We start from the raw sequence: 15,279 nt of genomic DNA, 5'->3' as shown, positions 1-15,279 counted from the left end.
TTATCTTTTAGAAATTTCTACATAATCACGGGTAGGCTTCCCAGTATACAATTGGCGTGGACGACCAATTGGTTGATTTGTTTGTCTCATCTCCATCCACTGCGCAATCCAACCAGGTAAACGACCCACTGCAAACATTACGGTAAACATTTCAGTAGGGATATCCAATGCTTTATAAATTATTCCTGAGTAGAAATCAACATTAGGATATAATTTACGATCTATGAAATAACTATCTTGTAGTGACGCTTCTTCTAGTTTTTTAGCAATATCTAAAATAGGATCATTCACCCCTAATTGCTCTAAAACATTATCGGCAGCCACTTTTATAATTTTCGCACGTGGATCGAAGTTCTTGTACACACGATGACCGAATCCCATCAAACGGAAAGGGTCATTTTTATCTTTTGCTTTTTCGATGTATTTATGCACATCTCCCCCATCATTTTTTATAGCCTCCAACATTTCTAGAACGGCTTGGTTTGCTCCACCATGCAATGGACCCCAAAGTGCAGAAATCCCTGCTGAAATTGATGCAAATAGCCCTGCATGTGATGATCCTACCAAACGTACCGTAGAGGTAGAACAGTTTTGCTCATGATCTGCATGTAAGATTAATAACTTGTCTAAAGCATCTACAACTACTGGATTCAGTTCTAATTCTTTACCTGGTTTTTTGAAGAGCAAATGATAAAAATTCTCTACATATCCCAGTTCATCATTCGAGTAATTAATCGGTAAACCTTTTGTTTTGCGTTGTGTCCAAGATGCTAAAACTGGGAATTTACCCAATAAGGTAACCGCTGCTTTGTACATGTCTTCTGGTGAATTTACATTCACAGTTTTCGGATTGAATGCTGATAAGGCAGACGTCAACGACGATAACATTCCCATTGGGTGTGCTGTACTTGGGAATGCATCCAAGATTTTCACTAAATCCTCTGACACATAATTGTATTCTGCAATATCTTTTTCGAATTGATCCAATTCTTGTTGTGTTGGTAATTCTCCTTTTAGTAACAAGTAAATAACCTCAACAAAACTCGATTTTTCTGCTAACTGCTCAATCGGGTAACCACGATACAATAATTTTCCTTCTTCCCCATCTAAAAAAGTGATTTCACTTTCACATACACCAGTGTTTTTGTATCCTGGATCCATTGTAATCAACCCAGTTTGGTCTCTTAATTTTGAGATATCAATTGCCTTTTCATCCATAGCTCCAGTTGAAACAGGCAATTCTAAACTTTTTCCTTCGTAATTTAAGGTTACTTTATCTGACATTTTTTAATATAATTCTTTAAACCAGGGTAATATACGATAAAAATCGAATTTTTACAGCATAAAAACTCATGAATTTTATCATCAGTTTTTATCGCTTAACTTTAAATGCTTTTCGGCCTGGGTAAATAGCAGTTTGAGCCAAAGTCTCCTCAATTCGAAGTAATTGATTGTATTTTGCCATACGATCTGAGCGAGATGCTGATCCTGTTTTTATTTGTCCAGTATTCAAAGCCACGGCCAAATCGGCAATAGTTGCATCTTCTGTTTCTCCAGATCGATGAGACATTACTGCTGTATAGCCTGCGTTTTGTGCCATTTGTACCGCTTCGATTGTTTCGGTCAATGTCCCGATTTGGTTTACTTTTATAAGAATAGAGTTGGCTGTTTCAGATTCGATAGCTTGCTCTAACATTTTGACATTTGTTACCAATAAATCGTCTCCAACCAATTGAACTTTTTCACCAATTTTATCCGTCAATACTTTCCAACCTTTCCAATCATTTTCATCCATTCCATCCTCTATAGAGATGATAGGATATTTTTCTACTAATTCTGCAAGATAAGCTGCTTGTTCTTCTGATGTACGGATTGCTGCATCGGCACCTTCGAACTTGGTATAATCGTATTTTCCATCGACATAAAATTCTGATGCAGCACAATCAAGTGCCAACATAATTTCTGTACCTGCCTGATAACCTGCTTTTTCTATAGCCAACATTACGGTATCCAACGCATCTTCTGTTCCCTTAAAAGTTGGTGCAAATCCACCTTCATCACCTACGGCAGTAGACAAACCGCGCTCGTGTAAAATAGCTTTCAGAGCGTGGAAAATTTCGGTTCCTTTACGCAATGCATCCGAGAAATTTTCGGCCTCTACAGGCATTATCATAAATTCCTGAAATGCAATTGGTGCGTCAGAGTGCGAGCCTCCATTGACGATATTCATCATGGGAACGGGTAGCGTATTGGCATTTACACCACCGACATAGCGAAAAAGTGGCAAACCTAATTCTTCCGCAGCTGCTTTTGCAACGGCCAAAGAAACGCCTAAAATTGCATTTGCTCCTAAATTCCCTTTATTATTGGTTCCGTCTATTTCGATCATGGTATGATCGATTAAATTTTGCTCAAAAACCGAGTATCCTACCAATTCTGGTGCAAGGATTTCGTTGACATTATCAACCGATTTAAGAACTCCTTTCCCTTGATAAAAATCACCTCCGTCTCGTAGTTCTACAGCTTCGTGTTCTCCGGTAGAAGCCCCTGAAGGTACTGCTGCACGCCCTAAAATTCCGTTCTCGGTAATAACATCTACCTCTACAGTTGGATTACCGCGAGAATCCAATATTTGTCTTGCATGAATGTGTGTAATGATACTCATTTTTTGTTTTTTATGTTACTTAAGTTCGTAATAATTTTATTTGCATGTCAAAATTAAAATAATTGTATCTTCCTTACAAGTTTAATTAAGACGATTTCACCGCTGCTATATTTTTTCAACATCTTTCTAAATTTTGGTTGTCTATCCGAAAGATTTGATATAATAAAAAACGCTTCTTTCTGATTTTCTTCTTCTAGCGAAAAAATTTGAGTTGAGCTTATGTTGTTAAGGTATATTTTTTTTGAAAAAAATGAAAATACTATTATAGTAGCTATCGAGTTACCACCAAAGTATTTCCTGATCGAAACGCATTATACTCCATAGGAGAGCGATTGGCAATCTTTATAGGTTGTCCTGTATTAATATTCCATTCTGCTCCATCTTTTGGGCACACTATCTTAATGCCGTCTACTACTTCGAGGGTAGTATTGACATCGGGACATAGATGTGGTGCATTACGATCCCAAGCTTTATATCGATCATTACCGATACTCACAATAATCAAACCTCTTGTTCCAGCACCTTCTCCTCCTACATATATCCATCTACCAGGTGAATTTAGAACACTATATTCTGGCAAGTTAGTATTGAGAGTCAGGCTTACATTTACGCGCGGGACACAATCGTTGTGCGTATCGGATTCACAGGAACTGAAAATACTTGATACAAAGAATGTACTAAAAAAGAAAAGAAACCGAATAAATTGCTTCATATGTATGTCTATTTTAAAAATTTACTATCTTTGCATTTAACAAAATAGAAAATAGTCCTGCGCATCCCGATAAAGGCAATGTGTAGGATTATTTTCTTTATATCTATAAATGTAAGTAAGTAAAAAAACATTGATATGGCAAATATACAATATGTAACAAAAGAAGGCTTGGAAAAATTACGTGCCGAATTGCACGAGCTAGAAACCTATGAACGTCCGAAAATTTCTCAACAAATCGCTGAAGCCCGCGACAAAGGAGATTTATCTGAAAATGCTGAGTACGACGCAGCCAAAGAAGCACAAGGAATGTTAGAGATGAGAATTTCTAAGTTACAAGAATCCATTGCTAACGCTCGTCTTATAGACGAATCGAAATTAGATGCTACTAAAATCTCGATTTTATCTACTGTTCGTATTCGCAATCAAGTAAGTAAACAAGAATTATCATATACATTGGTACCCGAAACAGAAGCTGACCTAAAAAAAGCGCGTATATCAGTAAATACACCAATTGCTAAAGGTTTATTAGGTAAATCGGTAGGTGATATAGCTGAAATAGAGCTGCCTAATGGTCAGACTTTAACTTTTGAAGTATTGAGTATTTCTTTAGATTAAATCGTAACTTGCCAAAAATTTTAATAAATGGCTAGCATATTCACAAAAATCATCCGGAACGAAATTCCTTCTTATAAGGTAGCAGAAAACGAAAACTATATTGCCATACTCGATGCTTTTCCTTTGGTGAAAGGACATGTTTTGGTAATCCCTAAAAAAGAAGTAGATAAACTCTTTGAGTTGGATCGTGAAACTTATCTAGGGCTAATGGATTTTGCGTACAGTATTGCACCAGCAATAGAAAAAGCCATTCCGTGTAAAAGAATTGGGGTAGCTGTTGTAGGGCTAGAAGTACCGCATGTACATGTACATTTGGTTCCTCTCAACACTATGCAAGATATCAATTTTACACAACCCAAATTGTCGCTTTCTGCAGAAGAAATGCGAAAAATTGCCGATAAAATTAAATCATACTTAGTATAAAAGATTATGAACAAATACCTTAAACTTGTACTAGCTGGCGTTCTTATCATTAGTGGAATTTATCTTTTTACAGATCGGGCGTATGGCTGGGGCTTTATAATGTTATTTTTAGCAATTTTCCCAATAGTATTCTACTTTCGAAACGAAAATATCATCATGGCTTTTTGGTTCATGCGAAAGCAAGAAGTAGAAAAAGCCAAAAAATGGCTGAATAGAATTACAAATCAAGAAACCCAACTAATTCGTAAACAGTGGGGCTATTTTAATTATATGAAAGGCATTACCGAAGCCGAGGATAATATTGCTGTATCTGAGAAATATATGCGAAATGCTTTGGATTATGGTCTTAGTTTCAAGCACGATCGAGCAATGGCAAACCTTTCTCTAGCAGGAGCCGCCATGGCAAAAGGAAGAAGAAAAGAGGCGGAAATCTACCTAAAAGAAGCCAAGCGTTTAGATGATAAAAATATGTTTACGGATCATATAAAAATGATGCAAGGACAAATGAAGAAGTTCAATTTCAATCCAGGACAACTCCAAAATCCAAATATGCGTCATCGTGGCAAAAAATTCTAAAAAATGGCACAACATCTTATGCCAAGAGCTAGTAATATGGCAGAAAAATGGAAGAAAATCGAAGGATTTTTTCAAGAAAATTTCACCGATGGAGAATTACCTGATTTGGATACGATGCTGTTTCTTATCGGGGTTCAAGAATTAGGGCAAGGCAAAAGACGATTCAAAAAGGATGAGAAAATTAACCTTTTACATATTGCCGTTTGTCGTGTTTTAGAACCTTTTGGTTATTATCGTTTTGATGGTTTGGATAAAGACGGTTGGCCACATTTCGAGCTAATTGAGAATTTGCCAGAACTGAAAACAAACGAACAAACATTACTCATGAAACACGCAATTATCCAATATTTCGTTGATCAAAATATCATAAACTTTGACGCCTAGGGAGTCAAAGTTTTTTTTATTTCTTTAGATATTTCTCTCGAAAAATCTCTATCACTTTTTTATCGGCTACTAATGTAAAATCTTCTACATACAGCTCATCGATTCTCATCCAAAGTAACTGGTTAATATTCCGTTCTAAAACTTTTAATTGAGTTAAATTTTTATCAGAAATACTCGCTTTATAATAAATTAGAATTATTTGCTCTTCGGGATCAAAAGCATTTTGCATGAAAAAATCTTGTGTATAAAGATGCTCTTCCACCTCGATTTCCAGATTCAGTTCTTCTTTTAATTCTCTTACCAAACAATCACGCGTTCCTTCTCCAAACTCTAATCCACCACCCGGAAATTTATAAATCAACTTCCCTAGAAAAGGTTCGTGCATTACCAAAACTTTTGCATCATGAACAAGCAATGCATAGACCCGTACATTAAAAGGTTTCATTGTTATCAGATATTTTCGGGTTGGATAGGATATTTCTTTGCGATCATCATTTCTCTTTTTCCTGGAGGTCCCACACGTTTTTCGACATCTAGGCCTAATGTCTGCAAGGTGCGTTTCAAACTCCCTTTCGCAGCATAGGTAGTGAATTGACTTTCTATGTTCATCTTTTCGACCACTTTTTGCAACAACTCCATTTCCCATAATTCTGGTTGAACACGCGCACCAAAAGCATCAAAATAGATTAAATCGAAATCTTTATCCAATAGTTTCGGTAAATCGAAAAAATCAAGTTGTACTTTTTTCAGTCTGAAAGAAGGTGTTATCTCTGTAAAAACACCCCACGAAGCATCGAACATTTTCTGTTGTATATCTTCTATTTTCTCGATAGATTTATCTGCTATTTTCGTACAGCTATCTGCGTAAGCCAAAGCGAAAAGTTCTTCTCGAGAAACCGGAAATTTTTCTATCCCCACATAATCAATCATCAGGTTTAGTTTTGAGCCATATAAAACTGTCAATAAAGCATTCAACCCTGTACCATAGCCAATCTCTAATATTTTTATGGTTGATTTATTCATGGCCACTTCTTCTAGCCCATTTTTCATAAAAACATGCACAGCTTCTTGCACCGCACCATGCACAGAATGATAGGATTCTGTCCATTCTTCTATACGAATGGTACGCGAACCGTCTTGCGTTTGGATAATTGACCTTTTCATCCGAAAAATCTCCTAATTTTTATCAGCTTTGATTTAATATATTCAACAAAATAAACGTATATTTGGATTGCAACAAACAAAAGTTCATTATGATAATAGAGAAAATACCTCAAACCAAATTTACAGAAAAAGTGTTTGAGTCTACTACTTTCGGGAAAGATTTTACAGACCACATGTTGATTGCTAAATACAAAGACGGAAAGTGGAGCGAACCGAAAATCATGCCTTACCAACCGATCGAACTCACTCCTGCAGCAATGGTTTTTCATTATGGACAAGCTATTTTCGAGGGGATGAAAGCTTATAAAAATGAAGACGATGAGGTATTCATTTTTAGACCACAAAAAAACTTCAAACGCTTCAATAAGTCGGCAGTTCGTCTAAACATGCCAGAAGTGCCTGAAGAAATCTTTATGGATGGACTAAAAGCTTTAATTGATTTGGATCGTCAATGGGTTCCGAAAAAAGAAGGAACATCGTTGTATCTAAGACCAACCATGTTTGCTACTGAAGAGGCGATCACAGCACGTTCTTCTAACGAATTCACTTTTGTTATCCTAATGGCTTACTCACCAAGCTATTACACCAAAAGATTATCAGTAAAAATCGCTGATTACTATAGCCGTTCGGCACCAGGAGGTGTTGGTTTTGCTAAATGTGCCGGAAACTATGCAGGCTCTTTTTACCCAACTGAACAAGCAAAACTAGAAGGCTATGATCAGGTCATTTGGACCGATTCTATATCACACAAATTTATCGAAGAAGCGGGTACGATGAACGTTTTTGTTCGTATTGGTGATACTTTATTAACAGCACCAACTTCTGAGAGAATTTTAGATGGGGTAACCCGAGATTCTATTATTCAATTAGCCAAAGACAATGGATATGATATAGAAGTACGTCCTGTTTCTGTAGAAGAAATGTATGAAGCTTACCAAAAAGGAGAACTAAAAGAAGTTTTCGGAGTAGGAACAGCGGTTGTGGTCAACGTTTATGATGCAGTAGGGTTTGGTGATGAGCGTTGCCAATTGCCCAATATTAGCGATGAAGATTCGTACGGAATGCAACTGAAAAAGAAATTAAACGATATCCAATTCGGGAAGGTGGAAGATCCTTACGGGTGGAGAGTAAAAGTAGAAGAGCATCAAACAGTATAAGTTTAATTATTGTTTATCAGATTGATTATAAATCAACAAGAAAGTCGGAACAAGTTTTTGTTTCGGCTTTTTTTGTGAAATTTTCTGGTAGACCCTAAGTACTATAAAATTGAATAAAACATCTATCAATTCGAAACATTCTGAAGGTAATTATTAAAATGGAGGAACAGAACAAAAAACAGATTTCAAAAACTATTTAACAATTATTTTGTTATGCCATCCTATTTTCGAGAAAAACTCTTTGAGATTTCTTCATTAGTCACACACGTATCGATAAAAGGACCTTACGCATCCCTACTGGATCTAAGAAATTATACAGACTGCTTATAGCTTCTAAATGATCAAGCGACAAACCATACAATCCTAAACATTCTAGAAAAAAAATAGAAACCTTTATAGAAAGAAGAAAAAAACGTTTTCTACCTTTGTATAAATTATAAAAAAATGGCTGATTTTCATATCGATAGTCGATTACCTAACGATGCTTATCTCGATATATTCGAGCTTACTCGTCCGATTCCATCACCCGAGCAATTCCATTGGCGAATAATTTGGTTGGATGGAGAAACCGATTCGGAAGAATTCACAATTTTTAGTTTGCATCAATTAATCGAAGAAAAAGATGGTTTATTATTGACTTTTGAAAATTTAATTGCAGTAAATGATCGATTAATTGATCTTACACATGCGATAATTGTCGGAAATCGAGATTTAGAAAAAATAAATCTTCTTACCGATGATGAAAATCTTTACGATAACGAAATCATATTAGAATTGGTCAACGGTGTGTGGCATGTAAGCTCTGATGTCGACGAAGTTCTAGACGCTTACGAACATGCTTTATGCAAAAAATAATTTTATTTGCCCAACATTTGGTGAATTACGATCGCTTGTTGGGCTTCTTTTACATCGTGAACACGAAGGATTTTAGCTCCTTTTTGCAAAGCAATCATATGCAATGCTGTCGTCGCATTGAGAGATTCTTCTGCCGTAATGTTGAGTAATTTATAGACCATCGATTTTCTAGAAACGCCCACCAAAATTGGAAAATCTCCGAAACCAATCAATTCCATTTTATCGAGTAATTGATAATTATGTTCTAATGTTTTGGCAAAACCAAAACCAGGATCCAGAATAATATCTTTTACTTTTAGCATCTGTAACTGTTGAACTCTTTCTAACAAAAACTGATTAACTTCGGTGACAACATCTTCGTATTGTGGATTGATTTGCATGGTTTGCGGAGTCGCTTTCATATGCATCAAAACATACGGAACCTGCAATTGACCAATGGTTGAGAACATTTGCTCATCCAACGTTCCGCCCGAAACATCGTTAATTATATGCGCCCCTGCTTCGACAGATTTTTGTGCAACCTGACTGCGAAACGTATCAATAGAAAGCAAAGCATCAGGGAAATAGTTCTGTAATGCATCCACAGCCGGAATTATTCTATCCAACTCTTCTTCTACCGAAACTTCTTTTGCTCCTGGTTGCGTAGAATAACCACCTAAATCTAAAAAAGTTGCACCATCTGCTAAATGTTTTTCTGCTTTTTTCAACAAAGAATCTATATCGGGTGTTCGCCCTTTTTGGTAAAAAGAATCGGGTGTGACATTAAGAATGCCCATCACTTTTGGAGTAGAAAGATCAACTAAAGTGCCTTTACAGTTAATTGTCATGTTATCTTTTCGGGTTTTTAACGAATTTCGTTTATTTTTGAATTTGAAACGAATTTATGAAAAATACAGCAAACCAATTTCAAACGATCCTTGCTAATTGTCGAGAATTGTTTCAGAACAAATTACAAGATTACGGAAGTGCCTGGCGCGTAATGCGTTTGCCATCACTTACCGATCAAATTTATATCAAAACCAATCGAATAAGAACCCTTCAAACTCAAGACGAACAAAAAATTGCCGAAGGCGAAGAAGAAGAATTTATTGGGATTATTAACTATTCGCTGATTTCTCTGATTCAATTGGAGTTGGGCGTGGTCAATAAACCCGACCTTTCGGTAGAACAAGCCTTAGAATATTACGATAAAATGGCACAAGAGGCTTTTGATTTGATGAAAAACAAAAATCATGATTACGGAGAAGCTTGGCGAGATTTACGAATCAGTTCGATTACAGACCTTATCTTACAGAAGATTCTTCGTATCAAACAAATAGAAGATAACCAAGGAAAAACGTTGGTTTCTGAAGGCTTGGATGCTAATTATCTCGATATGGTAAATTATTCGATCTTTGCATTAATATTAATCCATGAAAACAAAACTGTATGAGAATTCTAGTACAAATTTGTCGTCTTTTGGTCGGAGTTTTATTTATTATTTCTGGATTTGTAAAAATCATTGATCCTATTGGGATGGGCTATAAACTCGAAGAATATTTCTCACCGAGTGTTCTCAATCTGGCAGGTTTAATGGAGTTTCACCTTCCGATTGCTGTATTGATTACCTTACTAGAAATTGGTTTGGGGCTGATGTTACTCTTGGGAATTACCCGAAAGTTTACTGCTTGGGCATTACTTGCAGTAATAGCTTTTTTCACTTTCCTTACATTTTACTCAGCCTACTTCAATAAAGTTACCGACTGTGGTTGTTTCGGGGATGCCTTAACATTAGATCCTTGGACATCTTTCATCAAAGATATAGTGCTAACGGTTTTAATTTTAATAATTCTTTTTGGTCATCGATTTATTCAACCATTATTCAAACCAAAAACAAACTATCTGCTTCTTGCTATAGGATTAATTTTATCGTCGTATGTTGCTTACCTAGGAATAGAACACTCACCAATTATAGATTTTAGAGCATACGCAGTCGGAAAAGATCTGAAAGAAGAAATGAAATCTGCCGAAGAATTAGGAAAAAAACCTTCGGTTTATGAGACTGTTTTTACACTAAAAAACAAAGAAAACGGAAAAACTGTCCAAATCAATGACACAGAATATGTGACAAATGACAAGTGGTATAAAGATGGTACGCCATGGGAAATTCTGCCAGAACTCACCAAATCTCGATTAGTGTACAAAGGCTATGAGCCAGCAATAAAAGATTTTTCATTAGACTGCTTGGGGGTAGATAAAACAGACTATTACCTCAATCAGCCCAAAGTAATTTTTATTATTGTACCATTTGCACATGAAATTGCCACAAAGAAAAGATTAGCTATCGAGCGAATTGCCCACGAAGCGCATGTACACGACATTCCGTTTGCAATTTTGAGTAATAATCCAATCGAAAAAATTACACAACCAGTTTGTTTGGTCGATCAGATTGTTCTGAAAACCATGACCAGAAGTAATCCTGGAATCATGACATTAAGCAACGGTGTGGTGAAGTCGAAGTACCATTTCAATGATTTACCTAGCATAGAACAACTATTAAGCGACTTGTTATGATTCGCTATTTGCTACAAAAATTAGTGTATAGTTTACTTACCTTGTGGGGAGTAATTACGGTTGTATTTTTTCTTTTTACGGTATTACCCGGCGATCCTGCACGGATGATGCTCGACCAAAAAGAAGATCCAGAACAATTAGCTATTATCCGAAAAAATCTTGGGCTCGACCAACCTTTATGGAAACAATACGCGTATTACCTCAATGATTTATCGCCAATTTCTTTGCATCAAAACCAAGAAAATAGCACCGATTATACTGCTTTGAGTAGTGGGAAATATTCGTATCAAACACTTATTCGTTTCGGAGATAAAAGCCTTGTATTGAAAACTCCCTATTTACGAACATCCTTTCAGAAACAGGGGAAAACCGTCAACAGCATTATTGCAGAAACTTTACCCAACACCCTTATTTTGGCCATCGCATCTATAATGATAGCTACTATTTTAGGAGTTGGCTTAGGCATAATTGCAGCACTCTACAAAGATCAATGGATAGACCGTGTTTTACTAGTAGTTACGAGTTTCGGTATGAGTATTCCCTCTTTTTTTTCTGCAATCTTGATGGCTTATATCTTTGCCTATTTACTGCATTCGATTACTGGACTCAATATGATTGGGAGTTTATATGAAGTAGATGACCTAGGCGAAGGAACTCATTTGGTCCCGAAAAACCTTTTACTTCCTGCACTCACCTTGGGTTCTCGACCTTTGGCTGTCTTTTGTCAATTGACCAGAAATTCGTTGTTAGAAGTTCTTAATCAAGATTATATCCGTACGGCATACGCCAAAGGTCTTACGAAAAAAATGGTGATCATGAAACATGCTATGCAAAATGCGATGAATCCTGTAATTACTGCAATATCAGGATGGTTTGCTTCGATGTTGGCCGGTTCTGTTTTCGTAGAATTTATTTTTGGCTGGAATGGCTTGGGCAAAGAAATTGTCAATGCACTCAATGCACTAGATTTGCCAATCGTTATGGGAGCAGTACTCACCATTGCCGTGATGTTTATTATCATTAATATTGTTATCGATTTTATATACGGAATCTTGGATCCACGCGTTAGAATTAATTAAAAAAATATTTCAAAACATACTAAACACATAAAACATGAGAAAGAAAATTGTTGCTGGAAATTGGAAAATGAATCTGAAATTTGAGGAAGCCCTTCAATTAGCGATTGATCTTAATGGTTGGATAGCGGACAATCAGCCAGAAGCAGAAGTAATAATAGCACCATCTTCTATATATCTACCTACCTTGCTAGAAAATGTCGATGAGCAATTCTTGAAAATATCAGCTCAAGATTTATCTGCACACGAAAAAGGTGCCTATACTGGTGATATTTCTGCAGAACAACTAGATTCTATTGGCTTAGACTTTAGCCTAATCGGTCATTCTGAAAGAAGAACTTATCAACACGAAGATGCCGAAGTATTAGAGCAGAAAATGAAACAAGCTTTTGCACATCAGATTTATCCTATCTTTTGTTTTGGAGAAAATCTAGAACAACGTGAAAATAACACACATTTCGAAGTGGTAGAAAGTCAACTTCTCGATGTTTTGGCTAAACAAGATAAAGAGCATCTTAACAAACTTATTTTGGCTTATGAGCCAGTGTGGGCCATCGGGACCGGAAAAACAGCAAGCCCAGAACAAGCCCAAGAAATGCATGTATATGTACGTGAAGTATTGGATAAAAATTTTGGAGCAGAAATCGCTAATTCTACACCTATTTTATATGGCGGAAGTGTGAATGCAGAAAATGCAGAAAACTTATTTTCCCAAAATGACATCGATGGAGGTTTGGTAGGAGGTGCCTCTTTACAACTGGATCAATTTACCCAAATTATAATGGCAGCACAATAATAAGAAATGTAAAAAAATATGAACAATGGTCTAAAAAACTTGATGTAACTTTGTCAAGCTTTTTAGATCATTTTTTTATGACCAATTATAACGAATATACTTTTACAATAGAACCCAGAAATCCTTGGACCGAAATTACAATCGCAATGATTGCCGAATTACCTTTCGAAAGTTTTGTAGAAAACGAATTTGGTTTTCAGGCATATATCCCAAAAGAATTGGATGACGAACAAGCAGTGAATGCGATTATAGAAACGATAAGCGATGCCAAAATACAATATATTCGACAAGAAATTGAGCAACAAAATTGGAATGCCGAATGGGAGAAAAACTTCGATCCTATTCGAGTTAATGATCAATGCATTATCCGTGCAGATTTTCATCCTACCGAAGAAAATTATCCGTACGAAATTATTATTACGCCAAAAATGTCTTTCGGGACAGGACATCATGAAACAACTCATATGATGGTGGAATATATTCTAGAAAATAATTTCCTGGGAAAAGATATTCTAGATATGGGTTGTGGAACATCTATTCTTGCAATATTGGCAATGAAAAAAGGTGCTAACTTTGCTGAAGCTATTGATATTGACGAATGGGCGGTGGAAAACTCACTCGAAAATGCGAAAAAAAATCTAGTGAGTATCGATGCCAAAATGGGAGATTCTTCTCTTTTGGGTAGAAAACATTTTGATGCTATCTTTGCCAATATCAATAAAAATATCTTGATAAAAGATATGCCAAAATATAGCGAAGTCTTGGAAAAAGACGGCGATTTATATTTAAGTGGTTTATTGGATATCGATTTCGATGATATTTTGGCAACATGTACAGAAAATGGTCTGAAATTTGTGACGAAAAAAGAACGAAACAACTGGATTGCTTTACATTTTATCAAAAAATAAAACCATGTATTTTAACGTAAAACCTCTTATCGAAACAAGTCCTGAAACGGATATTGAGGTATTAACAGAAGAAAAAGAACAAAATCAGATCATTGTTCATAACGACGATGTTAACACCTTCGATTGGGTTATCGAATCACTTATTGATGTTTGCGATCATACACCAGAACAAGCAGAACAATGTACACTAATTATACATTATAATGGTAAATGTGATGTGCTAACAGGAGAATATACTTACCTGAAGCCTAGATGCGAAGAGCTCTTGAATAGAGGCATCTCTGCAGAAATTGTATAAGAGTAGAGAGGAGACATTAATCCATTACGATCAATAAGTCGTCTGAATAAAATTCTTGTAATTTTTCATTCTCCATTTCATCCGGCACGTTTTTATAATCTTCCGAGATAAACAAATCGAATAAACGATTGTAAACCAACTCTTCTTTTTTTGCATTAACGAAAGAGGAATTATTTTGGTACAAAGTGAAATAAAAAGCCACTGCCAACAAAAGCACACTTGCTGCTACCAGCCATGGCCCCAAAGATAGTTTTCTTTTTTTCGTTGGTTGATTAGCCTCTAGAATAGATTGCTCCAAATGATCAAAATAGTTTTCTGGAACACGATACGGATTAGTTGGTTTAATATCTCTCATGATTGTAAGACAAAAATAAATAATAAAGGTTTAATGATGTTGATAAATAAAGTCTTTTATTTTCTTTACAGCATGATGATAAGAAGCTTTCAAACCTCCAACACTACCACCTAAAATTTCAACTATTTCATCATATTTTAATTCTTCGTAATATTTATACAAAAATACCATGCGTTGTTTGACAGGCAAACTTGCAATAGCCTTCTGTAAAAGTATTTCAGTATCATCACCATCAAAATAAATATCATCTTTCAATTTATCTATAGAATCTAAAGCTAATTCGTCTAATGATAAAGTACGTTCTCTAGCTTGTTTATTCAGAAAATTTATCGTTTCGTTAAAAGCAATTCTATACACCCAAGAAGAAAGTTTAGCATTACCACGAAACTGATCAAAATTTGTATATACTTTCACAAAAATATCCTGTACTAAATCATTCGTATCCTCATGATTATACACCATGCGACGCACCTGCCAATACACTTTTTGTTGATATTCTTTAACAAACGCTTTAAAATCCAAACCAATTTAACTTAAATACAAATGTAAATCTAAATCTTGATAAAACAATTCAAACAATATTTTAAATTTCTAAAGACAATAGAACTATGAAAAAATTAATATGCTCGTAATAAAATTAGAATATACTAAAAAATGGAATAATTTATCTTTACCATTAATAATTATTGTATATAATAAAGCATTTTAAAAGGATTTCAGTAGGATGAAGTAGAAAAGATAG

20 protein-coding genes are annotated in these 15,279 nt (G+C 35.5%); 12 read left to right on the top strand and 8 right to left on the bottom strand.

The genetic code is table 11. The features are described from left to right. The 3 genes from HMPREF2660_RS01570 to HMPREF2660_RS01560 form a co-directional block, all read right to left on the bottom strand. Complete coding sequence (locus tag HMPREF2660_RS01570; RefSeq protein ID WP_013598603.1) at positions 1-1,284, bottom strand: citrate synthase; 1,284 nt, start codon at positions 1,282-1,284, stop codon at positions 1-3. 88 nt (positions 1,285-1,372) lie between these two features. Further along, positions 1,373-2,665, bottom strand: coding sequence for a phosphopyruvate hydratase (eno, locus tag HMPREF2660_RS01565; protein WP_070485401.1), 1,293 nt, complete (start codon positions 2,663-2,665; stop codon positions 1,373-1,375). Positions 2,666-2,936: 271 nt separating this feature from the next. Continuing rightward, positions 2,937-3,377 carry a Rieske (2Fe-2S) protein gene (locus tag HMPREF2660_RS01560; RefSeq protein WP_070485399.1) on the bottom strand — a complete coding sequence of 147 codons (441 nt, stop codon included), beginning with the start codon at positions 3,375-3,377 and terminating at the stop codon, positions 2,937-2,939. A gap of 144 nt (positions 3,378-3,521) precedes the next feature. On the opposite strand from HMPREF2660_RS01560, the gene greA reads away from it, so the two are divergent. From greA to HMPREF2660_RS01540, 4 genes are read left to right on the top strand one after another with little or no spacing between them, the layout of a single operon-like run. Next, positions 3,522-3,992 (top strand): transcription elongation factor GreA, encoded by a 471-nt coding sequence (gene greA, locus HMPREF2660_RS01555; protein ID WP_041942312.1) that lies wholly within the window; start codon positions 3,522-3,524, stop codon positions 3,990-3,992. A 27-nt stretch (positions 3,993-4,019) separates the two neighbouring features. Next, complete coding sequence (locus tag HMPREF2660_RS01550) at positions 4,020-4,415, top strand: HIT family protein (RefSeq protein WP_070485397.1); 396 nt, start codon at positions 4,020-4,022, stop codon at positions 4,413-4,415. 6 nt (positions 4,416-4,421) lie between these two features. Then, positions 4,422-4,991, top strand: a complete 570-nt coding sequence (locus tag HMPREF2660_RS01545) for a hypothetical protein (protein WP_070485395.1) — start codon at positions 4,422-4,424, stop codon at positions 4,989-4,991. A gap of 3 nt (positions 4,992-4,994) precedes the next feature. Next, positions 4,995-5,375 (top strand): hypothetical protein, encoded by a 381-nt coding sequence (locus HMPREF2660_RS01540; protein ID WP_232013414.1) that lies wholly within the window; start codon positions 4,995-4,997, stop codon positions 5,373-5,375. A gap of 16 nt (positions 5,376-5,391) precedes the next feature. Here the strand turns inward: HMPREF2660_RS01540 and HMPREF2660_RS01535 are convergent, their stop codons facing one another. Both HMPREF2660_RS01535 and mnmD read right to left on the bottom strand, forming a co-directional pair. After that, positions 5,392-5,820, bottom strand: coding sequence for an NUDIX domain-containing protein (locus tag HMPREF2660_RS01535; RefSeq protein WP_013598596.1), 429 nt, complete (start codon positions 5,818-5,820; stop codon positions 5,392-5,394). 5 nt (positions 5,821-5,825) lie between these two features. Next, the gene (gene mnmD, locus HMPREF2660_RS01530) at positions 5,826-6,539 is read right to left on the bottom strand and encodes a tRNA (5-methylaminomethyl-2-thiouridine)(34)-methyltransferase MnmC2 (protein ID WP_070485393.1); all 714 of its coding nucleotides are present in this window, start codon (positions 6,537-6,539) and stop codon (positions 5,826-5,828) included. Positions 6,540-6,628: 89 nt separating this feature from the next. Between mnmD and HMPREF2660_RS01525 the strand changes: the two genes are divergently transcribed. Both HMPREF2660_RS01525 and HMPREF2660_RS01520 read left to right on the top strand, forming a co-directional pair. Further along, positions 6,629-7,696 carry a branched-chain amino acid aminotransferase gene (locus HMPREF2660_RS01525; RefSeq protein ID WP_070485390.1) on the top strand — a complete coding sequence of 356 codons (1,068 nt, stop codon included), beginning with the start codon at positions 6,629-6,631 and terminating at the stop codon, positions 7,694-7,696. 444 nt (positions 7,697-8,140) lie between these two features. Further along, a complete protein-coding gene (locus tag HMPREF2660_RS01520; protein ID WP_070485388.1) occupies positions 8,141-8,551 on the top strand; it encodes a hypothetical protein in 411 nt (136 codons plus the stop codon). Between the two features lie 2 nt (positions 8,552-8,553). On the opposite strand, the gene folP is transcribed toward HMPREF2660_RS01520, so the two are convergent. Next, on the bottom strand, positions 8,554-9,378 hold the full coding sequence (gene folP / locus HMPREF2660_RS01515) for a dihydropteroate synthase (protein ID WP_070485386.1): 825 nt from the start codon (positions 9,376-9,378) through the stop codon (positions 8,554-8,556). 56 nt (positions 9,379-9,434) lie between these two features. Here folP and HMPREF2660_RS01510 point away from each other — a divergent pair, with 56 nt between their 5' ends. The 6 genes from HMPREF2660_RS01510 (at position 9,435) to HMPREF2660_RS01485 (ending at position 14,182) form a co-directional block, all read left to right on the top strand. Then, on the top strand, positions 9,435-9,983 hold the full coding sequence (locus HMPREF2660_RS01510) for a DUF1599 domain-containing protein (protein ID WP_070485384.1): 549 nt from the start codon (positions 9,435-9,437) through the stop codon (positions 9,981-9,983). Continuing rightward, entirely contained in the window at positions 9,980-11,104 is a 1,125-nt protein-coding gene (locus HMPREF2660_RS01505) for a BT_3928 family protein (protein WP_070485383.1), read from the top strand. Before HMPREF2660_RS01510 ends, HMPREF2660_RS01505 begins: the two co-directional genes overlap by 4 nt. Further along, positions 11,101-12,183, top strand: a complete 1,083-nt coding sequence (locus HMPREF2660_RS01500; protein ID WP_070485381.1) for an ABC transporter permease — start codon at positions 11,101-11,103, stop codon at positions 12,181-12,183. Before HMPREF2660_RS01505 ends, HMPREF2660_RS01500 begins: the two co-directional genes overlap by 4 nt. Before the next feature lie 34 nt (positions 12,184-12,217). Continuing rightward, the gene (gene tpiA, locus HMPREF2660_RS01495) at positions 12,218-12,976 is read left to right on the top strand and encodes a triose-phosphate isomerase (RefSeq protein WP_070485379.1); all 759 of its coding nucleotides are present in this window, start codon (positions 12,218-12,220) and stop codon (positions 12,974-12,976) included. 77 nt (positions 12,977-13,053) lie between these two features. Beyond that, entirely contained in the window at positions 13,054-13,884 is an 831-nt protein-coding gene (gene prmA, locus HMPREF2660_RS01490; RefSeq protein ID WP_070485378.1) for a 50S ribosomal protein L11 methyltransferase, read from the top strand. Positions 13,885-13,888: 4 nt separating this feature from the next. Continuing rightward, a complete protein-coding gene (locus HMPREF2660_RS01485; RefSeq protein WP_013598586.1) occupies positions 13,889-14,182 on the top strand; it encodes an ATP-dependent Clp protease adaptor ClpS in 294 nt (97 codons plus the stop codon). A 16-nt stretch (positions 14,183-14,198) separates the two neighbouring features. Here HMPREF2660_RS01485 and HMPREF2660_RS01480 read toward each other — a convergent pair whose 3' ends face one another. After that, on the bottom strand, positions 14,199-14,537 hold the full coding sequence (locus tag HMPREF2660_RS01480; RefSeq protein WP_070485376.1) for a hypothetical protein: 339 nt from the start codon (positions 14,535-14,537) through the stop codon (positions 14,199-14,201). Between the two features lie 30 nt (positions 14,538-14,567). Continuing rightward, on the bottom strand, positions 14,568-15,059 hold the full coding sequence (locus HMPREF2660_RS01475; RefSeq protein WP_070485374.1) for an RNA polymerase sigma factor: 492 nt from the start codon (positions 15,057-15,059) through the stop codon (positions 14,568-14,570). Positions 15,060-15,279: the final 220 nt, after the last annotated feature.

The sequence above is a fragment of the Weeksella sp. HMSC059D05 genome (genome assembly GCF_001809725.1).
GTDB lineage: Bacteria > Bacteroidota > Bacteroidia > Flavobacteriales > Weeksellaceae > Weeksella > Weeksella virosa.
Note: the sequence above shows the minus strand (reverse complement) of the source record. Positions and strands in the feature narration are given on the sequence as shown.